Raw genomic sequence first — 20,402 nt, forward strand, 5'->3', positions numbered from 1 at the left:
AAGCTGAAGGGTAGCCGTTTAGTGCAAGCGCATTAGCACATAACCAAAAGTGAATGAACCGGCCTGAAAGGGGATTGCAGGTTATGGATTCGCTGTGTGAGGGCCGGATGCAACAAATTACGCGCTAAAACCTGGCTCCACTGGCTACCGGCACAGGCGCGAACAGGCACTACCAGAGCCGCTCTGGCTTCTCTTCTGGCGCAAAGCGCAGACAAATCTGCTAAATAACGCGCGGATGTTGCTTTTTTGTAAACGGATTAACAATCAGCCGAAATCCTGCTATGCTGGCCGACGCAGAACCGGGCACCTCACCCTACTGTTTGACAGCATCAACAGGTGCACCGGAAAGCTATACAATGAGAGCGAGGAGAACGTCGTGCTAGAAGAATACCGTAAGCACGTTGCCGAGCGTGCTGCCCAGGGAATCGTACCTAAGCCGTTAGATGCTTCCCAGATGGCCGCGCTGGTTGAACTGCTGAAAAACCCGCCAGCGGGTGAAGAAGAATTCCTGACTGACCTGCTGGTCAACCGTGTCCCGCCGGGTGTTGATGAAGCGGCGTATGTAAAAGCCGGATTCCTGGCAGCTATCGCAAAGGGCGAAGCCCACTCTCCTCTGGTCACTCGTGAAAAAGCAGTCGAACTGCTGGGCACCATGCAGGGCGGCTACAACATCCATGCGCTGATCGAGGCGCTTGACGATGAGGCCCTGGCACCGATTGCCGCTGAAGCACTGTCCCACACGCTGCTGATGTTCGATAACTTCTACGACGTCGAAGAGAAAGCCAAAGCGGGTAATCCCCACGCGAAGAAAATCCTCCAGTCCTGGGCTGATGCAGAATGGTTCCTCAAGCGTCCTAAGCTGGCAGAAAAAATCACCACCACCGTGTTCAAAGTGACCGGCGAAACCAACACCGACGACCTCTCTCCGGCGCCGGATGCATGGTCACGTCCGGATATTCCACTGCACGCCCTGGCGATGCTGAAAAACCCACGTGACGGCATCGAACCCGACGATGCTGGCAACGTTGGCCCGATCAAACAGATTGAAGCACTGCAGCAGAAAGGCTTCCCGCTGACTTATGTCGGTGACGTGGTTGGTACCGGTTCTTCACGTAAGTCCGCGACCAACTCAGTGCTGTGGTTCATGGGTGACGACATTCCGTATGTGCCGAACAAAAAAGGCGGCGGTCTGTGCCTCGGCGGTAAAATCGCGCCGATCTTCTTCAACACCATGGAAGATGCCGGCGCGCTGCCGATCGAACTCGACGTTGAGCGCCTGAACATGGGCGATGTGATTGACGTTTACCCTTACAAGGGTGAAGTACGCAATCACGAGACCAATGAACTGCTGGCGACCTTTGCGCTGAAAACTGACGTGCTGCTGGATGAAGTGCGCGCCGGTGGCCGTATTCCGCTGATTATCGGTCGCGGCCTGACCACCAAAGCGCGTGAGTCGCTGGGTCTGCCGCACAGCGATGTGTTCACCAAAGCCAAAGATGTGGCTGAAAGCAACCGTGGTTACTCGCTGGCGCAGAAAATGGTGGGCCGCGCCTGCGGCGTGGCAGGGATTCGTCCTGGCGCCTACTGTGAACCGAAAATGACCTCGGTCGGCTCTCAGGACACCACCGGTCCGATGACCCGTGATGAACTGAAAGATCTGGCGTGTCTGGGCTTCTCCTCCGATCTGGTGATGCAGTCCTTCTGTCACACTGCCGCTTATCCGAAGCCGGTCGATGTCACCACACACCACACGCTGCCGGACTTCATCATGAACCGTGGCGGTGTCTCGCTGCGTCCGGGCGATGGCGTGATTCACAGCTGGCTGAACCGTATGCTGCTGCCGGATACCGTCGGCACCGGCGGTGACTCACACACCCGCTTCCCGATTGGCATCTCGTTCCCGGCCGGCTCTGGTCTGGTGGCGTTTGCCGCGGCGACGGGCGTAATGCCTCTGGATATGCCGGAGTCAGTGCTGGTGCGCTTCAAAGGCGAAATGCAGCCGGGCATCACGCTGCGCGATCTGGTGCACGCGATTCCGCTGTACGCCATCAAGCAGGGCCTGCTGACCGTTGAGAAGAAAGGCAAGAAAAACATCTTCTCCGGTCGCGTGCTGGAAATCGAAGGTCTGCCGAAGCTGAAAGTTGAGCAGGCGTTTGAGCTGACCGATGCCTCGGCCGAGCGTTCTGCGGCGGGTTGTACCATCAAGCTGGATAAAGAGCCGATCATCGAGTATCTGAACTCCAACATCGTACTGCTGAAGTGGATGATCTCCGAAGGCTACGGCGACCGTCGTACGCTGGAGCGCCGTATTCAGGGCATGGAAAAATGGCTGGCCGATCCGCAACTGCTGGAAGCCGATGCCGATGCGGAATACGCAGCGGTGATCGAAATCGATCTGGCGGAAATCAAAGAGCCAATCCTGTGTGCGCCGAACGATCCGGACGACGCGCGCTGGCTGTCTGACGTGCAGGGCGAGAAGATCGACGAAGTGTTCATCGGTTCGTGCATGACCAACATTGGTCACTTCCGTGCGGCAGGTAAACTGCTGGACGCGCACAAAGGCCAGCTGCCAACCCGCCTGTGGGTGGCGCCCCCAACCAAGATGGATGCCGCGCAGCTGACAGAAGAGGGCTACTACAGCGTCTTTGGTAAGAGCGGTGCGCGTATCGAGATTCCGGGCTGTTCACTGTGCATGGGTAACCAGGCGCGCGTGAAAGACGGCGCGACGGTGGTTTCCACCTCGACCCGTAACTTCCCGAACCGTCTGGGTACCGGTGCCAACGTGTTCCTGGCATCAGCCGAGCTGGCCGCGGTCGCTTCCCTGCTGGGTAAACTGCCTACGCCGGACGAGTATCAGCAGTTTATGGTGCAGGTGGATAAAACCGCTGCCGACACCTACCGCTACCTGAACTTTGATCAGCTGGGCCAGTACACCGAAAAAGCGGACGGAGTGATTTTCCAGACCGCGGTGTAAAATACGCCTGCCAGTGAAAAAGGGACGAGCGCATCGTCCCTTTTTTTATGCGCTTTTTTCCCTCGCCGTCTCCAGGCATAATGCGAGCGCGATCCCACTTTCTTGCGCGCGCTGCGCACAAAATGCACGAAAGCGTGCCGTCTGGCGCGCCACTGGTATGAGGCCAACATGGAATATGAATTTCTGCGTGACGTGACCGGTCAGGTCCGGGTGCGTATGTCGATGGACCACGAAGCGGTGGGGCACTGGTTCAATGAAGAGGTGAAAGAGAACTTTGCGCTGCTGGATGAAGTCGAAGCCGCGGTGCGTGCAGTCAAAGGCACACAGCAGCAGTGGCAGCGCGTCGGGCACGAATATACGCTGTGGCTGGATGAGGAAGAGGTGATGATCCGCGCCAATCAGCTGGCGTTAGAGGATGACGGCCTGGAAGAGGGCATGACTTATTACGATGAGGAGAGCCTGTCGTTCTGCGGCGTGGAGGATTTTCTTGCGGTGATTGCTGCTTATCGCCGGTTTATGGCCGGCCGTTAACGGACGCCCGCAGCCGGGGCGCCACTGTCGTTGCGCAGGTTACACGCCGTTAATGGCGGAACGGGCGTGGGATAAAGGTTCCTCATCCACAATCGGTTCGACCTTGCCGAGCAGGAACAGGTAGTTAAGGATTCCGATCACTACCAGCACCGCCGAGAACACCAGCGCCCAGGTAAAGTGGCCGGTGGCACCAACGATAGCGCCGGTAATGATTGGCCCGACCGCGCCGCCCATATTGGAGACGGTATTCTGCAGCCCGGCAACAATTGACACGCTGTTGGTGGGCGCAACATCGCCCGGCAGCGCCCACACCTGAGATGCCGCGACGGTGGTGCCGGACTTAGCAATACACAGCAGCAGCACCGTCATGAACACGGAATCGGTGAACGGCGCGAACCCGATGCACAGCGCCATCAGCAGGCCAATCGTCAGGAACAGCTTGCGCGTGGCGGTCAGCGACAGCACTTTTTTGTGCACCATACGGTCCGACGCCCAGCCCGCCAGCACTTCAATCACCATGCCGCAGATCAGCGGCAGCGCCGCCACCATGCCCATTTTCAGGAAATCCATCCCTTTGTCTTTCACCAGGTAAGTTGGCAGCCAGGTGATAAAGAAGTAGGAGGTGTAATTGATGGTGAAGAAGCCAATACACATTGCCCAGATGTTGCGGTAGCGCAGCAGCTTGTACCACTTCATCGGCCGCACGTTCTTATCGCCGTGCTTCTGCGCCTGGCCATCGCGGATCAGGCGCACTTCATCGGCGCTGATCGCTTTATGGTCTTCCGGGTTCTCGGCATAAATGAAGTACCAGGCGATGACCCAAATCAGCCCGACGGCACCAATTGCCAGAAAGGTCAGACGCCAGTCGAACAGCGCGATCATAAAGACGATCAGCGGCATGGCGACGGCCCCGCCAAATTTTGATGCGCTGTCGAACAGGCCGGAAACGGTGGCGCGCTCGCGATCCGGGAACCAGCGCGCGGTAATACCGGCGTTGCTGGGATAAGCCGCCGCTTCACCCACGCCGAGCGCCAGACGCAGCGCCAGCAGCGATTTAAAGCCGGTGGCGAGCCCCATCGCCATGGTGGCAATCGACCACCAGCCGACAGCGATACCGAGGCCTTTTTTCTGGCCGAAGCGGTCGGCAAACCAGCCTGCCGGGATCTGCAACAGCGCATAAGACCAGAAAAACGCCGCCATGATAAAGCCCATCATCTCCGGATTGATGTCGAGCTCGGTGATCAGGTGCGGTGCGGCGGCAGAGAGTACGGTACGATCAATATAGTTAATGGCAATGGCCAGCCACATCAGGCCGGCGATCCACCATCTGATGCGTGTTGAGCGTGCGGTGTTGGTCATAATCATTATCCACGCGAAAAGGGTGACAGAGGAGGGCGGCGTCAGGCCAGCCCGTTCATGACATTCATCGGGCGTTCGCCCTGTTTGATACACTGCACAATCTGCGTCACGCAGCGTTCGCCGATGGCGCTGATAGCACCGTCGGTATAACCGGCAAGGTGCGCCGTGGGGATAAAGTTGCTCAGGGTGAACAGCGGATGCTGCGCCAGCGGCTCCTGCACAAAGACATCCGCCGCCGCACCGGCAATCACGTTATCCTGCAATGCCTGGTAGAGATCCTGCTCATTCACTACGCCACCGCGTGACGCGTTGATGAGAAACGCGCTCTTCTTCATGCGCTTCAGGCGCGCAGCGTCGAACAGGTTTTGCGTCTGGTCGGTGAGCGGCATATGTAAGGTGATGAAGTCGCTGTGCTCCGTCAGCTGATCGAGGCTGACAAACGTCACGCCGTGTTCGGCGGCGAAGGCGTCATCGGGGTAAAAATCGAAGGCGAGGATGCGCATATTGAAGCCTTTAGCGCGCAGTGCCACCTGCTTACCGATATTGCCCAGACCGATGATGCCGAGCGTTTTGCCGTAGACGTCGGTGGCAAAAATGCGTGGCCAGTGGCCGGCGCGGGTCTCTATTGCGGCGGTGGTGATCTGGCGCGCGCTATTGAGAATCAGCGCAAAGGCGAAATCGGCAACCGCGTGTTTGTTCGCGTCCGGCACGTTCGTCACGTAAATACCGCGCGCACGCGTCGCGTCGAGGTCGATGTTATCGACGCCCACGCCGTGCTTGCAGACAATTTTCAGCTGCGGTGCCAGCGACAGCAGCGCATCGTTAACCTCAGTAAAGGCCACGATCAGGGCGACGGTGTCGGCGAGATGCGGCGCCAGCGCGCTGAGCGGTGCGTCGGCGGGCAGCGTAATCAGCTCAAAGCCCTGCTGGTGAAGTGTGTCGATCGGCGCGGCGTCGTAGCGGGCGAACGAAGGTGAGGTACAGATGACTTTCATAGCAAATGCGTCCCGGTGTTAATAACAGCAGCCATCGCTGCCTGAATCCGCCCCGCCACCGTCAGATTAACCCTAACCCTGATGGCGGCAGGGGTGTGTAGCGGCGCCTGTATTGCGCGATGAATCGCGCCGCTACCACAGCTGCGTGCGGTAAGTGCTTTGAATTTACTGGCTTTACTGCAAATACTGATTCACGATCTGGCGGATCTTCTGCTCTTCCTCCGCAGAGAAGCGCACCGCATAGCGGCTGTCGCCGACCTCATAGCCGAGCAGCGCCACGGCTTTTTTCACCGCCGCCGGGGAAAAACCAATGCTGTAGAGATCGGTACGCAGGCCGGTGACGTTCTCCTGAGCGGCGCGCGATCCGGCGATGTCACCGGCATGGAAGCGCGCCCAGATGGCGTTAATCTCTTTCGGCGCCACGTTAGCCAGCCCGGAAATACAGGCGGAACAGCCATCGACGAAGCCCTGATGAATCAGTGAATCCGGCCCGTTCAGCACGTTGAAATGCGCAATACCTGCCGCTGCCTGCAGAAAGCCGCTCAGGCTTTCGTAGCTGCCGGCGCTGTCTTTGATGCCAATGATGTTGGGATGCGCTGCCAGCGTGCGCACGGTTTCCGGCAGCAGCGTATTACCGGTGCGCGCCGGAATGTTGTAGAGAAACAGCGGGACGTCGAGGGCGTCGGCCACGGCACGGTAGTGATCAATCAGCTCTTCCTGTTTAAGCGGGACAAAGTAAGGGGTGATCACCGAGACGGCATCCACGCCCAGCTTTGCCACCTGCCTGCCCAGCCGGATAGTCTCACGCGTCGAGATCTCGCCAATGTGCGCCACCACCGGTGCGCTGCCGTTTACTTCGTCGACGCAGGTCTCGGTCACCGCCAGCTTCTCCTGCTCGTTCAGCACGAAAAACTCCCCGTTGGTGCCGCCGCAGAAAATACCGTTGCCGGCGCTCAGCTGACGCTGAATCTGTTCACGCTGCGCGGCAGGATTGTAGGCTCCGTCGCGATCAAAAGTGGTGACGATGGCGGTCAGTACGCCCTGAATGGTGTTGCTCATGATTTCCCCGCTCATGCTGAGTGATTTAACGCCGGAAACAGCGTCAGGTAGACGTTGCGCACATCGTCGGCGCTGACTTTCATCGGTACATTCTTCATCAGGCGCTGCACGTCCAGCGCGGCTTCGACCAGATACGGCAGATGATCCGGCCCGATACCCAGTGCTTCCAGGCTGGCCGGCAGTTTAAGGCGCTGCACCAGCGCGGCGAAATAGGCCACCAGCGCGTGCGATTTGGCCTCTTCATCCAGTGCACTATCGGCATCCGGCAGCAGATCGTAGGCCTGCGCGAACTTGCTCACCGCCGCCGGACGCACAAACTGCATGCACGGCGCCAGCAGAATGGCGTTGGCCACGCCGTGCGGCAGATGATACTTGCCGCCCAGCGGATACGACATGGCGTGCACCAGGTGTGTCCCGGCATGGGCGATCGCCGCTCCGCCGTAGTAGGACGCCCACAACATATTCAGCCGTGCTTCCAGGTTGTCCGGTTCGGCAAGGGTCTTTTCGAGGCTGGCGAACAGCTTTTTCATGCCGATCAGCGCATAGTTATCACTCACCGGATTGGCCACGGTGGCGGTGAAGCACTCAATCAGGTGGCACAGCGCATCAATCCCGGTCGACGAGGCGATGTGCGCCGGCATGCTGGTGGTCAGTTCCGGAATCAGCGCCACGTAGTCCGGCAGCATCACCGGCGAAATAATACCGACCTTGGTCTCTTTCTCCGGAATGGCAAGGATGGCGTTGGGCGTGGCTTCCGAGCCGGTGCCGGCCGTGGTCGGGATCAGTAAAGAAGCGGTACGCGTGTGCGGCTTCTCACCGGCCAGCAGCGCCGTCAGGGTTGGCGCATCGGCCACGCACAACACGGACAGCAGCTTCGCCACATCCAGCACGCTGCCGCCGCCAATGCCTATCACCAGATCGACGTCGCCATGCGGCAGCGCCGCAACAATCGCCGCCACATCATGCTGGCTCGGTTCGGGCGGCACCGTATCAACCAGGCTCAGGCTGGCGATCTGCTGCTGCAGCCGGGCGACAAGCGCCTGCACCGCCGGAATACCCAGAATGTTTTTATCCGTGACCAGCAACGCCTTCTGCTTATCCTGCAGTAAATAGCTGAGATCGTTCAGAGCCAGATAGCCACTGATCACGGTGCTGTTGATATTCATGTCATGCCCTTATAACGGTTTTGCACATTATGATTAGGTTTGCTCAATGCTGTGCGGGGTGTATCCCTTTCTGAGGCTAAATTTATAGGCGATATCGATTTCAATTAATTTGATCTTGCTCACATATAATCAATCATGATTGAATATAATCAAATGCAGCACGGCAAGGGGCCGTGACAGGAGAGATAATGACTTCATCGCCATGGAAAACGCCCGTTCTGGTGATTGCCGACGATTTTACCGGCGCCAATGACGCAGGCAGCGGTTTCGCGCTGGCCGGCGCGCGCGTCCACGTGCTGTTCAATAACCTGACACCCCCGGAGGCCGGCGCTGCGGATGTGCTGGTGATCAGCACCGATAGCCGCGCGGTCAGCGCAGCGGAAGCCGCCAGCCGCACGCATGCCGCCATGCAGCCGCATCAGCAGATAGCGCAACACGACTGGCTGTTTAAGAAGATTGACTCAACGCTGCGCGGCAATCCAGGCGCTGAGGTGGCGGCCGCGCTGCAGGTCAGCGCGAAACGGCTGGCGCTGGTGGTGCCGGCGGTGCCTAAGCTGGGCCGCATCACGCGCGGCGGGGAAGTGTGGATCCATCAACAGCGCCTGATCGACACCGAATTTGCCAGCGATCCTAAAACCCCGGTGACCAGCAGTAACGTGCTGACGCGCCTGCAGATGCAATGCGATCTGCCGGGCGAGCAGATCGATCTTGCCACGGTACGCAGTGGCACGCTGGCCGCACGGCTGGCGACCAGTCAGGGCCTGCTGGTACTGGACGCGGAACAGCAGGCGGATATCGACGCCATTATCGCGGCTGCCGCGACGCTGCCGGAACGTCCGCTGCTGGTCGGCGCGTCCGGGTTAAGCGATGCGCTGGGTGCGCATCTTGCTGCGCGACCCTCTCGCCCGGTGCTGGCGATAGTCGGTTCGATGAGCGCCATGGCGCAGCAGCAAATCGCCCGGCTCGCCAGCCAGCGTGACATCCGCTTGATTGATATTGATATTTGCCAGCTGTTTGCCACACCGGCATGGCCGCAGGCGGCAGCCTGGCAGCAGGCGATGGTCCAGGCGCTGCGCGAGGGCGTGCACTGTGTGGTGCGCACCACGCAACAGGCTGACCAGCGCCACGCGATTGCGCAGCTGTGTCAGCAGCAGCAGATTACGCGCCAGCAGCTCGGCGAGCGCATCTGCCAGTTTCTGGCGCAGCTGACGCGCGCCGTCTGCGCGCACATTCAGCCTGCCGGCCTGTTTCTTTCCGGCGGTGACGTGGCCATCGCAGTGGCGCAGGCGTTCGGGGCCAGCGGCTTTCAGATTCAGGGCCAGGTGGCGGGCTGTGTGCCGTACGGGGTTCTGCTTAACAGTGAATTACACCTGCCGGTGATGACCAAAGCGGGTGGCTTTGGTGATGAAAACACCCTGGCAGAAGCCATTCGTTTTATTGAGGAGAAGTCGAGTGAATAACACTATTGCGGTGACCATGGGCGATCCGGCGGGCATCAGCCCGGAAATCATCATTAAAGCGCTGGCGGAAGGGGAGCTGGCGGGCATTCCGGCGGTGGTGGTCGGCTGTGCCGCGACGCTGCGTCGGGTGCTGGCGCTGAACATTACGCCGCACGCCGAGCTGCGCGTGCTGGACAGCGTGCAGGATGCGCATTTCGCACCGGGCATCATTAACGTCATCGATGAGCCGCTGGCCGATCCTGATGCGCTGCAGCCGGGCAAGGTACAGAAGCAGGCTGGCGATCTGGCCTGGCGCTGCGTGAAGCGCGCCACCGAACTGGCGCTGGCGGGCGACGTGCAGGCGATTGCCACCGCCCCGCTGAACAAAGAGGCGCTGCACGCGGCGGGCCACCTTTATCCCGGCCATACCGAACTGCTGGCGCAGCTGACCCAGACCAAAAATTACGCCATGGTGCTGTATACCGACCATCTGAAAGTGATCCACGTGACCACGCACATCGCGCTGCGTAAGTTCCTCGACACGCTGAACGGCGAACGTATTCAGACGGTGATCGGCATGGCTGACCGCTTCCTGCGCCGCGTGGGCTATGACCAACCGCGCATCGCCGTCGCCGGGGTCAATCCGCACGCGGGCGAGAATGGCCTGTTTGGTGATGAAGAGATCACCACGGTGACGCCAGCGATCCAGGCAATGAAGCAGCAGGGCATTGATGTCTATGGGCCGTGCCCGCCGGATACGGTGTTTTTACAGTGCCAGCAGGGGCAGTACGATATGGTAGTGGCGATGTACCACGATCAGGGGCATATCCCGTTGAAACTGCTTGGTTTTTACGATGGCGTCAACATCACGGCGGGACTGCCGTTTATCCGCACTTCCGCCGACCACGGCACGGCATTTGATATCGCCTGGACAGGTAAAGCGAACTCTGCGAGCATGGCGATCTCGATTAAACTCGCGATGCAGCTTGCATAGGGAAATATGAAGGGACAAAGCCGTCTCGACCAGATTATGGACTATCTCAAAAGTCATAATCTGGTCACTGTTGAACAGCTGGTGAGCGCCATTTCTGCTTCGCCAGCCACCATTCGCCGCGATCTGATTAAGCTGGACAAGGAAGGGGTGATTAGCCGCAGCCACGGCGGCGTCACGCTGAACCGCTTTATCCCGACGCAGCCGACCACGCTGGAGAAGATGCAGCGTAACCTGGCGGAGAAGCAGGCCATCGCCCAGTTCGCCGCCAGCTATGTGCAGTCCGGCGATGCGGTAGTGCTGGATGCCGGCACCACTATGCTGGAACTGGCACGACAGCTGACCCATTTGCAGCTGCGGGTGATCACCGCCGATCTGCACATTGCGCTGTTTTTGTCGGAGTTTAAACAGATTGAGACCACCATCATCGGCGGCCGCATCGACGACTCCAGCCAGTCGTGCATTGGTGAGCACGGCCGGCGTCTGCTGCGCAGCATCAATCCGGACATTGCGTTTGTCAGCTGTAACTCATGGAGTATTGAGCGCGGTATTACCACGCCGACGGAAGACAAAGCCGGGCTGAAGATGGATCTGCTGGCCAACGCGCGCCGGCGCATTCTGCTGGCCGACAGCAGTAAATATGGCTCATGGTCGCTGTACTGCGCGGCACCGATTGATAGCCTGACCGATGTGGTGACCGATTCCCGCCTTGATGAAGCGGTATGCCGTGATTTGCGCGAGCGCGGCATTGGCCTGCAGCTGACCGCGTAAATGTGCCGCCCGCATCAGCGGGTGAATGACGTGCGCTGCGCTACCGCGGCGCAGCCTTCACCCACTGCTGGCGCTGAGTTATAACAACTTCAATCCCGTCGCCGGAATATTGCGTCCGTAGTAAATCTCACGCATCTCCTTCCACAGCAGATTGGTAATGCGCTTGTGTTCCTGCGGGCTCAGCTCTTCAGGTTTGGTGTTGAACAGGTAATACTTCAGATCAAATTCTTTCAGCAACATCTTGGTATGAAAGATGTTTTCCTGATAAACGTTAACGTCCACCATGTCGTACATCGCTTTCATATCCTCGGACATGAAGTTCTGAATGGAATTGATCTCATGGTCGATGAAATGCTTCACGCCATTGACGTCGCGGGTGAAGCCGCGCACGCGGTAATCCACGGTCACGATATCCGACTCCAGCTGGTGGATCAGATAATTCAGCGCCTTCAGAGGCGAAATCACGCCGCAGGTCGAGACTTCTATGTCGGCGCGGAAGGTACATAAACCGCCTTCCGGGTGACTCTCCGGATAGGTGTGCACGCAGATGTGACTCTTGTCGAGGTGCGCTACCACCGAACTGGGCAGCGGGCCGGGATGCTCGGAATTATCGATATCCTGCGGATTGATCGGCTCTTCACTGACCAGAATCGTCACGCTGGCACCCTGCGGCTCATAATCCTGGCGCGCGATATTCAGCACGTTAGCACCGATAATCGAACAGGTCTCGGTGAGGATTTCCGTCAGGCGGTTGGCGTTATATTGCTCATCAATATAGGCGATATAGCCATCACGTTCGGCTTCGCTATTGGCATAGCAAATGTCGTAGATACAAAAACTCAGGCTTTTGGTCAGATTATTGAAGCCATGTAGTTTTAGCTTTTGCAATTGGGTTCACCTCCTGAGATCAGCTGAGCGCGTTTAAAAGATATTGCGGCAGGGCAAAGCTGCCGATGTGCAGCTGTGGCGTGTAGTAACGGCAGGGCAGTCCGGCTGCGGCAAAACGTGACTGCAGCGTCGCAAGGTCCGGCTGGCGCAGCGCCGGATTATCGCTCGCCCAGGCGAAGGTCATGATGCCGCCGTAGTAAGTCGGAATCGCCGCCTGATAAAAGCTGACGTCAGCGAAATAGTGGCTGAGTTTGCGGTGGCTGTTGACCGCTTCATCCTGCTGCAGGAAGCAGACGCCGTTCTGCGCGACAAACACGCCACCGGGATTGAGCGCCTGTTTGCAGCCGGCATAAAACGCCGAGGTAAACAGGCTCTCGCCGGGACCGATCGGATCGGTACAGTCGGAGATGATCACATCAAACCGTTCCTGGGTCTGGCTGACGAAGTTAACGCCATCGTCGATCACCAGCTGCAGACGCGGATCGTCGTAAGCGCCGGCGCTGTGGTTAGGCAGATAGGTTTGACAGAAATTCACCACGCCGGCATCAATTTCCACCATGGTGATGTGCTCAACGTGCTGATGCCGGGCGACCTCGCGCAGCATCGCGCCGTCACCGCCGCCGATAATCAATACGCGCCGGGCGTTGCCGTGCGCCAGAATCGGCACGTGCGTCATCATTTCGTGATAGATAAACTCATCGCGCTCGGTGGTTTGCACCACGCCGTCCAGCGCCATCACGCGGCCAAACGCGGCGTTCTCAAAGATCACCAGATCCTGATGCGCGGTTTTATCGCGGTATAGCAGATTGTCTACGCTGAAATATTGGCCAAAGCCGCTATGCAGCGTCTCATGCCAGGTCTCTTTTTCGGCCATGCCGGAGCGCTCCTTATGCTGTTAACGCGCAATAATGCCAGAAAAAAGCATAACGAATTATGACCGTGCTTGCACGGTCAGGGCGTTAACAGCAGCGCAGGGCGGAGGATTATTTCACGTAGGCAAGCAGGCTGAGGGAGTCGCGCGCCAGCGACTTACACTTTTTGTCGTTGGTGATGGCGATACCGCTCAAATCTTTGTAGCTCTCTTCACCGAGGGATTTCATGTTGTAAGCGCTGTAATTGCTCAGATCCCAGCGGTTTTGCTGGGCAAAAAACACCAGTGCTTTACGAATCTGCGCGTCGGGCAGATCCTGATAGCCGCAATCATTTTTCAGGTAGACAAACACCGCGGTGAGGTCAGCCAGATCTTCTGCTTCGGATTCGCTCAGGGCAAAACTGGTGGAGGAGAAGCCAAGGAGTCCCGCCAGCAGCAGGATCTTGATGCTTTTCGTCATAATCGTTCTCAACAAGGGACAATTTAATGACGTTAGCACAGTTATTGCCGGGATTCCGCTAAATTTGGCTAAATGGGCCACTGGCGCGCTTTTTATCCCGGCGGGCGCTTTCATCGCTTGACCCTCCCGCAGGGGAAAGGTTTACGCTGTGCCCCTATTCACGATAAGGATATGAATATGCAACGTCGTCATTTTCTCAAGCTGACCGCCGCCCTCAGTGCAGCCGGTGCGCTGCCCTTGTGGAGTCGCTCGCTGATGGCCGCTACGCGCCCGCTGTTGCCCATCCCGTCGCTGCTGGAGCCCGATGCACACGGCCAGTACACGCTGACCGCCATGACCGGCAGCAGCCAGTGGAACGGCAAATCCGTCCCAACCTGGGGTTATAACGGTAGCCTGCTCGGCCCGGCGCTGCGCCTGCAGCGTGAGAAAAGCGTCACCGTCAATATTCATAATCGCCTGCCGGAAGCCACCACGCTGCACTGGCACGGGCTGGAAATTCCCGGCGCGGTGGATGGCGGTCCGCAGGCGCTGATTGCGCCCGGCGCCACGCGTCAGGTGAGTTTTACCCCCGATCAACCGGCGGCGACCTGCTGGTTCCATCCGCATCAGCACGGCAAAACCGGCTATCAGGTGGCGCAGGGGCTGGCGGGGCTGGTACTGCTGGAAGATGAGGCGTCCGGCAAGCTGCGGCTGCCGATGCAGTGGGGCGAAGATGATGTGCCGCTGATTTTCCAGGATAAGCAGCTCACTCAGGACGGTACGCGTATCGATTATCAGCTGGATATCATGCGCGCCGCCGTGGGCTGGTTTGGCGATTTGATGCTGACCAACGGCGTGCCGTATCCGCAGCACGCGGTGCCGCGCGGCTGGCTGCGCCTGCGCCTGCTCAACGGCTGCAACGCGCGCTCGCTGCACATCGCCGCCAGCGATAAACGTCCGCTGTACGTGGTGGCGAGCGACGGTGGCCTGCTGGCTGAACCGGTGAAGGTGGAGAGCCTGCCGCTGCTGCCGGGCGAGCGCTTTGAAGTGCTGGTGGATACTTCAGACGGCAAAACCTTCGATATCGTAACGCTGCCGGTCACGCAGATGGGCATGACGCTGGCGCCGTTCGATCAGCCGCTGCCGCTGGTGCAGATTCTGCCGCTGCGCGTGATGGCCAGCGGTACGCTGCCAGACCAGCTGGTGGATGTGCCGCCGCTGCCGGCAACGGAAGGGCTGCAGAGCCGCTGGCTGCAGCTGATGATGGATCCGCAGTTGGATCAGCAGGGCATGCAGGCGCTGCAGCAGCGCTACGGTGCCAAAGCGATGGGCAGCCAGCACGGCGCGGGCAAAGCGATGGATCACGGCAGCATGAACATGGACCATGGGGCGATGGATCATGGCAACATGGATCACGGCGATATGGCGATGGATCAGGGCAACCCTGCCAGCAGCGCCGCATATGATTTCCACAACGGCAACAAAATCAACGGTCAGGCCTTTAACATGGAAAAGCCCATGTTTGCCGTGCCGCTGGGAAAATATGAAAAATGGACCATCTCCGGCGAAGGCGATGCCATGCTGCATCCGTTCCACATTCACGGCACGCAGTTCCGCATTCTGTCCGAGAACGGCAAGCCGCCTGCGGCGCATCGCGCCGGCTGGAAAGATATGGTCAGCGTCAACGGCTGGCGCAGTGAAGTGCTGGTGCGCTTCAACTACGTCGCCGATACTGAAAATGCCTATATGGCGCACTGCCATCTGCTGGAGCATGAAGATACCGGCATGATGCTGGGCTTTACGGTGAGCTGACGGCCGCTTCCAGCGCCAGGCGGATATCCTCAATCAAATCATCGGCATGTTCGATGCCGATCGACAGGCGCACCGTCGCGTCGGTGATGCCGATGCGCTCCCGCACCTCCTGCGGCACGCCGGAATGGGTGGTGCTGGCGGGATGGCTGGCGAGCGACTCGGTGCCGCCGAGGCTCACCGCCAGTTTGAACAGCGCCAGCGCGTTGAGAAAGCGGAATGCCGCAGCCTGGCCGCCCTCGATATCAAAGGAGAAGGTGGAACCGGCGCCGCTGCACTGGCGCTGCCAGGTTTCTCCTGCCGGACTGCTGGCGTCGAGATAGGGCAACCAGTGCAGTTTCGCCACCTGCGCGTGATCGCGTAAAAATGCCGCGACCTGTTCCGCATTGCTGGCGGCTTTCTCCATGCGCAGCGACAGCGTTTCCAGCGAGCGGCCAATCATCCAGCTGGAGTGCGGATCGAGCTGGGTGCCAATCGCGCTGCGCAGCGAACGCACCTTGTTAATTAACACCCGGCTGCCCAGCGCGGCGCCGGCAATCAAATCGGAATGACCGCCGACATATTTGGTCAGCGAGTAGAGCGAGATATCCGCGCCGTGCTGCAGCGGACGCTGAAACAGCGGGCCGAGCAGGGTGTTGTCGCAGGCGAGAATCGGCCGGGAGCCCTGCTGCTGGGTGATCACCTCCGCCACCTGACGCATCAGTTGGATATCTACCAGACTGTTGGTGGGGTTGGCCGGGGTTTCGATCAGAATCATTGCGACGCGCCCGCGCTGCCACGCCAGCTTCGCGGCTTCATACACTTTATCTTCGTCGGTGCCGTCGCTGAACCCCACCGCTTTGATCTCCAGATCGTGCAGCGTTTTGCTCAGCAGCGTTTCGGTGCCGCCGTACAGCGGCTGCGAGTGCAGGATCACTTCGCCGGGACGGGCAAAGGTCAGCAGCGTGGTGGCAATCGCCGACATGCCGGAAGAGAACAGCGCGGCGCTTTCGGCACCTTCATAAATGGCCAGCCGATCTTCGACGATCTCGCTGTTAGGATGGTTGAAGCGGGAATAGACCAGCCCGCCGCTTTTGCCCGCCGGCGGTTGCTGGCGGCCGGCAACGAAATCGAAAAATTCTTTGCCCTCTTCGGCGCTGTTAAACACAAAGGTTGACGTCAGAAACACCGGCGGCTTCACCGCACCTTCTGACAGGCGCGGATCGTAACCGTAGTTGAGCATCTGCGTTTCCGGATGCAGTTCACGCGTGCCGATCTGCGTTTTTTTACCTGATGAAGCGGCCATAGGGATCTCCAGAGAGAGCGGGCAGGATGCTTACAGTTAACGCCAGCGCAATAAATTTCGCCACGATAACGTTTGCGTTCTGTGCGCGGCGTTAGCCTGTGCGTCGACTATGATAGAATGCGCGGCTTTCTGAAAACCTTCTTAGGCGAATGCAATGAAACACACCGTCGACGTGATGATCTCTGAGCAGGAGATCGCAACCCGTATTGCCGAACTGGGCAAGCAGATCAGCGAGCACTACCGCAACAGCGGCAGCGAAATGGTGCTGGTCGGCCTGCTGCGTGGCTCCTTCATGTTTATGGCTGACCTGTGCCGCGCCATTGATGTCGCGCACGAAGTCGACTTCATGACCGCCTCCAGCTACGGCAGCGGCATGTCCTCCACGCGCGACGTGAAAATCCTCAAAGATCTTGATGAAGACATTCGCGGCAAAGACGTGCTGATCGTCGAGGACATCATCGACTCCGGTAACACCCTGAGCAAAGTGCGTGAAATTCTGCAGCTGCGTGAGCCAAAATCGCTGGCGATCTGCACGCTGCTGGATAAGCCGGAGCGTCGTGAAGTTGAGGTGCCGGTCGAGTTTGTCGGCTTTACCATTCCGGATGAGTTCGTGGTCGGCTTCGGTATTGATTACGCACAGCGCTACCGTCATTTGCCGTATATCGGCAAAGTTACGCTGCTGGACGAATAACCGCACAATCTTCCAAGGCTGATTCCCTCCGCCTGCGATAAGATGCGCAGCCCGTAACTCAATGACTTACGGGCTCGGCACGCGTTTTCCTGCGGCACGCAGAGTGGTAGAGTGTGGTGGGTTATCACTCTGCGCAATTCCTTTGATTTCACAACCGTTATCGCTGAATAACCCCGCACGCTCGACGCGAGCGCACTATCATTTCATATGGCTATGATGTCACTACAACAGGGTACGGACTCGCAATGACTTATGCACTGGAACTTTCCGGGCTGACCAAGACCTATCCCGGCGGCGTACAGGCGCTGAAAGGCCTCGATCTCAACGTGGAAGCAGGCGACTTTTATGCCTTACTGGGCCCTAACGGTGCCGGTAAGTCCACCACCATTGGCATTATCAGCTCGCTGGTGAACAAATCCAGCGGCAGCGTGCGCGTGTTTGGCTACGACCTGCAGAAAGATGTGGTCAACGCCAAGCGGCAGCTTGGGCTGGTGCCACAGGAATTCAACTTTAACCCGTTTGAAACCGTAATGCAGATTGTGGTTAATCAGGCCGGTTATTACGGCGTGGAACGCGCCGAAGCGAACAAGCGCGCGGAAAAATACCTCAATCAGCTCGACCTGTGGGGCAAGCGTAACGAACGGGCGCGCATGTTGTCCGGCGGGATGAAGCGCCGGCTGATGATTGCCCGGGCGCTGATGCATGAACCGAAACTGCTGATTCTTGATGAACCGACGGCTGGTGTGGATATCGAACTGCGCCGCTCGATGTGGGTGTTCCTGAAAGAGCTGAACGCCAAAGGCACCACCATCATCCTGACCACCCACTATCTGGAAGAGGCGGAAATGCTGTGCCGTAACATCGGCATCATCCAGAGCGGCGAGCTGGTGGAGAACACCTCAATGAAAGGGCTGCTGTCCAAGCTGCAGTCGGAAACCTTTATCCTCGACCTGGCGCCGCGCAGCCCGCTGCCGCAGCTGGAGGGCTTCCAGTATCGTCTGGTTGATACCTCAACGCTGGAAGTGGAAGTGATGCGTGAACAGGGGCTGAATAGCGTATTCAGCCAGCTGAGCGCGCAGGGCGTGCAGGTGCTCAGCATGCGCAATAAAGCGAATCGTCTGGAAGAGCTGTTCGTCAGCCTGACGCAGGGAAAAACAGGAGTAACCGCATGACGCATCTGTACTGGGTGGCGCTCAAGAGTATCTGGAGCAAAGAGATCAACCGTTTTGCCCGCATCTGGATTCAGACGCTGGTGCCGCCGGTGATCACCATGACGCTGTACTTCATTATCTTTGGCAATCTGATCGGCTCACGCATCGGCGATATGCACGGCTTCAGCTATATGCAGTTTATCGTGCCGGGCCTGATTATGATGGCGGTAATCACCAACGCTTACGCCAACGTCGCCTCGTCATTCTTCAGCGCCAAGTTCCAGCGCAACATTGAAGAGCTGCTGGTGGCGCCGGTGCCGACGCACATCATTATCGCCGGTTATGTCGGCGGCGGCGTAGCGCGCGGCGTGTGCGTGGGCGTGCTGGTGACGGCGGTGTCGCTGTTTTTCGTGCCGTTCCACGTATTCTCGTGGCCGATGGTGGCGATCACGCTGCTGCTGACGGCGATTCTGTTCTCGCTGGCGGGCCTGCTGAATGCGGTGTTTGCGCGCACCTTTGACGATATCAGCCTGATCCCGACCTTCGTGCTGACGCCGTTAACTTACCTCGGTGGCGTATTCTACTCGCTGGCGCTGCTGCCGCCGTTCTGGCAGGCGGTGTCGAAGCTCAACCCGGTGGTGTACATGATCAGCGGGTTCCGCTATGGCTTCCTTGGCATCAACGATGTTCCGCTGGTGTTGACGCTGTCAGTGCTGGTGGCGTTTATCGTGGTGTTTTACGTGCTGGTATATGCGCTGATTCAGCGCGGACGCGGCTTGCGCACCTGAGGCGCAGGTCAGAATAAGAAGCCGCTGCCGGCGTCGTCCGGCGGCGGCTTTTTTTTACCTGCTTTACGCAGTTCCAGACGCGTCTTGTGCTTTCAGCCCGTGGCTTTCCCCATAGTGGCCGCTGACCAAAAAAGCAGCGGGGAAGCGAAGAGTGAATCGGGTATCATGGATTGATAATTTACGCGGCATGAGCATTCTGGCGGTGATTTTTTTGCACTGCATGATTGCAGTGAACCAGCAGGCCGGGCACTTTACTACCTTTAACGAGCTGGTAAATCAGCTGCTGGCGCCGGTGCGTATGGGGCTGATGTGCTTCGTCTCCGGACTGTTCGTCGCCAGCGGTTTACGCCACGGGCAGGCGCGCTATCTGCGAAACAAAGTCAGCAGCATTCTCTATCCGTTTGCCGTCTGGGCGCTGATCTACGGCGGTCTGAAGTGGACCTTCAGCGCGATGGCCAATCACCCACAGTCGCCGCTGGCTATCGCGCTCGGCCATCTGAGCGGCGGCGATATCACCTGGTTTCTGCACTCGCTGTTTCTGTTTTTTGTGCTGATTATCCCGGCGCGCCGCCTGCCTGCGGCGCTGGTGCTGACACTGTGCGTTGCCGGTGCGGTGCTGCTGCCGCCGGTGCCGCCTGACTCGCTGTTTGCCAGTTTCGACAACCTGCATCTGAACAAGTCGCTGGTGCTGTTTGCCTTCTTCTACAGCGCCGACTGGCTGGTGCGCCAGGATATTGATATTGCCGCGTTCGCGCAGCGTCGTACGCCGCTGCTGCTGTCGCTGATCGCCTTTATGCTGCTCGCGGCGTTCAGCCTGTGGGGCGGGCTGCGTCAGCATTCGCCGTGGCTGCTGCCGCTGGCGCTGCCCTCAATCCCGCTGTTCGTTGCGCTGGCCTGTCGTATCAATCTGCGGGCGGTTAACTACGTTGGCCGCCATTCGATTGTGTTTTATCTGTCGCACTATCTGGCGATTCAGGTGTGCAGTAAATTGCTGCGCCACGACGGCCACTCTGCGTGGCTGGCTGACCTGCATTTTGTGCTGGCGTTCAGCGTCGCGCTGGCGTTGCCAACGGCGCTGTGCGTACTGCGGGCAAAAGGATGGTTTGACTGGTTGTTTACGCTGAAGCGCAAAGGGCAGCCGCAGCTGGCGGGCGTATAAGGGAAAGGCGCGCTGTCAGTACAGCGCGCGGGATGA

The 20,402-nt window shown here is 58.8% G+C and carries 18 protein-coding genes; 10 read left to right on the forward strand and 8 right to left on the reverse strand.

What is annotated here, in order from left to right; translation table 11 throughout:
- Window positions 1-376 precede the first annotated feature (376 nt).
- Together acnB and yacL are read left to right on the forward strand one after the other, a co-directional pair.
- The gene (gene acnB / locus OXR61_RS08400; RefSeq protein ID WP_141496256.1) at window positions 377-2,974 is read left to right on the forward strand and encodes a bifunctional aconitate hydratase 2/2-methylisocitrate dehydratase; all 2,598 of its coding nucleotides are present in this window, start codon (window positions 377-379) and stop codon (window positions 2,972-2,974) included.
- Window positions 2,975-3,142: 168 nt separating this feature from the next.
- The gene (yacL, locus tag OXR61_RS08405) at window positions 3,143-3,505 is read left to right on the forward strand and encodes a protein YacL (protein WP_031279698.1); all 363 of its coding nucleotides are present in this window, start codon (window positions 3,143-3,145) and stop codon (window positions 3,503-3,505) included.
- Between the two features lie 39 nt (window positions 3,506-3,544).
- On the opposite strand, the gene OXR61_RS08410 is transcribed toward yacL, so the two are convergent.
- From OXR61_RS08410 to OXR61_RS08425, 4 genes are all read right to left on the reverse strand, one after another.
- The gene (locus OXR61_RS08410; RefSeq protein ID WP_021507533.1) at window positions 3,545-4,864 is read right to left on the reverse strand and encodes an MFS transporter; all 1,320 of its coding nucleotides are present in this window, start codon (window positions 4,862-4,864) and stop codon (window positions 3,545-3,547) included.
- A 41-nt stretch (window positions 4,865-4,905) separates the two neighbouring features.
- Entirely contained in the window at window positions 4,906-5,859 is a 954-nt protein-coding gene (locus OXR61_RS08415) for a phosphoglycerate dehydrogenase (RefSeq protein WP_021507532.1), read from the reverse strand.
- Between the two features lie 174 nt (window positions 5,860-6,033).
- Window positions 6,034-6,918, reverse strand: a complete 885-nt coding sequence (locus OXR61_RS08420) for a dihydrodipicolinate synthase family protein (protein WP_021507531.1) — start codon at window positions 6,916-6,918, stop codon at window positions 6,034-6,036.
- 11 nt (window positions 6,919-6,929) lie between these two features.
- A complete protein-coding gene (locus tag OXR61_RS08425) occupies window positions 6,930-8,084 on the reverse strand; it encodes an iron-containing alcohol dehydrogenase (protein ID WP_021507530.1) in 1,155 nt (384 codons plus the stop codon).
- 188 nt (window positions 8,085-8,272) lie between these two features.
- On the opposite strand from OXR61_RS08425, the gene OXR61_RS08430 reads away from it, so the two are divergent.
- From OXR61_RS08430 to OXR61_RS08440, 3 genes are read left to right on the forward strand one after another with little or no spacing between them, the layout of a single operon-like run.
- Window positions 8,273-9,544 carry a four-carbon acid sugar kinase family protein gene (locus tag OXR61_RS08430; protein WP_021507529.1) on the forward strand — a complete coding sequence of 424 codons (1,272 nt, stop codon included), beginning with the start codon at window positions 8,273-8,275 and terminating at the stop codon, window positions 9,542-9,544.
- Window positions 9,537-10,517, forward strand: coding sequence for a D-threonate 4-phosphate dehydrogenase (locus tag OXR61_RS08435; protein WP_021507528.1), 981 nt, complete (start codon window positions 9,537-9,539; stop codon window positions 10,515-10,517). The genes OXR61_RS08430 and OXR61_RS08435 overlap by 8 nt, the downstream gene beginning before the upstream one ends.
- 6 nt (window positions 10,518-10,523) lie before the next feature.
- Window positions 10,524-11,285, forward strand: coding sequence for a DeoR/GlpR family DNA-binding transcription regulator (locus OXR61_RS08440; protein WP_022547144.1), 762 nt, complete (start codon window positions 10,524-10,526; stop codon window positions 11,283-11,285).
- Window positions 11,286-11,363: 78 nt separating this feature from the next.
- Here OXR61_RS08440 and speD read toward each other — a convergent pair whose 3' ends face one another.
- From speD to OXR61_RS08455, 3 genes are all read right to left on the reverse strand, one after another.
- Window positions 11,364-12,173 carry an adenosylmethionine decarboxylase gene (gene speD, locus OXR61_RS08445; protein WP_021507527.1) on the reverse strand — a complete coding sequence of 270 codons (810 nt, stop codon included), beginning with the start codon at window positions 12,171-12,173 and terminating at the stop codon, window positions 11,364-11,366.
- A 19-nt stretch (window positions 12,174-12,192) separates the two neighbouring features.
- Window positions 12,193-13,047 carry a polyamine aminopropyltransferase gene (speE, locus tag OXR61_RS08450; RefSeq protein ID WP_021507526.1) on the reverse strand — a complete coding sequence of 285 codons (855 nt, stop codon included), beginning with the start codon at window positions 13,045-13,047 and terminating at the stop codon, window positions 12,193-12,195.
- Window positions 13,048-13,156: 109 nt separating this feature from the next.
- The gene (locus OXR61_RS08455) at window positions 13,157-13,504 is read right to left on the reverse strand and encodes a YacC family pilotin-like protein (RefSeq protein ID WP_021507525.1); all 348 of its coding nucleotides are present in this window, start codon (window positions 13,502-13,504) and stop codon (window positions 13,157-13,159) included.
- A 177-nt stretch (window positions 13,505-13,681) separates the two neighbouring features.
- On the opposite strand from OXR61_RS08455, the gene cueO reads away from it, so the two are divergent.
- Window positions 13,682-15,295, forward strand: a complete 1,614-nt coding sequence (cueO, locus tag OXR61_RS08460; protein WP_021507524.1) for a multicopper oxidase CueO — start codon at window positions 13,682-13,684, stop codon at window positions 15,293-15,295.
- On the opposite strand, the gene OXR61_RS08465 is transcribed toward cueO, so the two are convergent.
- Window positions 15,282-16,577, reverse strand: coding sequence for a cystathionine gamma-synthase family protein (locus OXR61_RS08465; protein WP_021507523.1), 1,296 nt, complete (start codon window positions 16,575-16,577; stop codon window positions 15,282-15,284). The genes cueO and OXR61_RS08465 overlap by 14 nt on opposite strands.
- A gap of 154 nt (window positions 16,578-16,731) precedes the next feature.
- On the opposite strand from OXR61_RS08465, the gene hpt reads away from it, so the two are divergent.
- From hpt to OXR61_RS08485, 4 genes are all read left to right on the forward strand, one after another.
- Window positions 16,732-17,268, forward strand: a complete 537-nt coding sequence (gene hpt / locus OXR61_RS08470; protein ID WP_021507522.1) for a hypoxanthine phosphoribosyltransferase — start codon at window positions 16,732-16,734, stop codon at window positions 17,266-17,268.
- A 245-nt stretch (window positions 17,269-17,513) separates the two neighbouring features.
- Window positions 17,514-18,440, forward strand: coding sequence for an ABC transporter ATP-binding protein (locus OXR61_RS08475; protein WP_021507521.1), 927 nt, complete (start codon window positions 17,514-17,516; stop codon window positions 18,438-18,440).
- On the forward strand, window positions 18,437-19,207 hold the full coding sequence (locus OXR61_RS08480) for an ABC transporter permease (RefSeq protein WP_021507520.1): 771 nt from the start codon (window positions 18,437-18,439) through the stop codon (window positions 19,205-19,207). The genes OXR61_RS08475 and OXR61_RS08480 overlap by 4 nt, the downstream gene beginning before the upstream one ends.
- A 151-nt stretch (window positions 19,208-19,358) precedes the next feature.
- Complete coding sequence (locus OXR61_RS08485; RefSeq protein WP_031279697.1) at window positions 19,359-20,366, forward strand: acyltransferase; 1,008 nt, start codon at window positions 19,359-19,361, stop codon at window positions 20,364-20,366.
- Window positions 20,367-20,402 lie beyond the last annotated feature (36 nt).

Source organism: Pantoea sp. GM_Pan_4 (assembly GCF_026541005.1).
GTDB classification, from domain to species: domain Bacteria; phylum Pseudomonadota; class Gammaproteobacteria; order Enterobacterales; family Enterobacteriaceae; genus Pantoea; species Pantoea dispersa.

Excerpts from the sequence above, each read along its gene's own strand:
- yacL (WP_031279698.1), top strand. The coding sequence starts at position 3,143 with ATGGAATATGAATTTCTGCGTGACGTGACCGGTCAGGTCCGGGTGCGT.
- OXR61_RS08410 (WP_021507533.1), bottom strand. The coding sequence starts at position 4,864 with ATGACCAACACCGCACGCTCAACACGCATCAGATGGTGGATCGCCGGC.
- OXR61_RS08415 (WP_021507532.1), bottom strand. The coding sequence starts at position 5,859 with ATGAAAGTCATCTGTACCTCACCTTCGTTCGCCCGCTACGACGCCGCG.
- OXR61_RS08420 (WP_021507531.1), bottom strand. The coding sequence starts at position 6,918 with ATGAGCAACACCATTCAGGGCGTACTGACCGCCATCGTCACCACTTTT.
- OXR61_RS08425 (WP_021507530.1), bottom strand. The coding sequence starts at position 8,084 with ATGAATATCAACAGCACCGTGATCAGTGGCTATCTGGCTCTGAACGAT.
- OXR61_RS08430 (WP_021507529.1), top strand. The coding sequence starts at position 8,273 with ATGACTTCATCGCCATGGAAAACGCCCGTTCTGGTGATTGCCGACGAT.
- OXR61_RS08440 (WP_022547144.1), top strand. The coding sequence starts at position 10,524 with ATGAAGGGACAAAGCCGTCTCGACCAGATTATGGACTATCTCAAAAGT.
- speE (WP_021507526.1), bottom strand. The coding sequence starts at position 13,047 with ATGGCCGAAAAAGAGACCTGGCATGAGACGCTGCATAGCGGCTTTGGC.
- OXR61_RS08455 (WP_021507525.1), bottom strand. The coding sequence starts at position 13,504 with ATGACGAAAAGCATCAAGATCCTGCTGCTGGCGGGACTCCTTGGCTTC.
- cueO (WP_021507524.1), top strand. The coding sequence starts at position 13,682 with ATGCAACGTCGTCATTTTCTCAAGCTGACCGCCGCCCTCAGTGCAGCC.
- OXR61_RS08465 (WP_021507523.1), bottom strand. The coding sequence starts at position 16,577 with ATGGCCGCTTCATCAGGTAAAAAAACGCAGATCGGCACGCGTGAACTG.
- hpt (WP_021507522.1), top strand. The coding sequence starts at position 16,732 with ATGAAACACACCGTCGACGTGATGATCTCTGAGCAGGAGATCGCAACC.
- OXR61_RS08475 (WP_021507521.1), top strand. The coding sequence starts at position 17,514 with ATGACTTATGCACTGGAACTTTCCGGGCTGACCAAGACCTATCCCGGC.
- OXR61_RS08480 (WP_021507520.1), top strand. The coding sequence starts at position 18,437 with ATGACGCATCTGTACTGGGTGGCGCTCAAGAGTATCTGGAGCAAAGAG.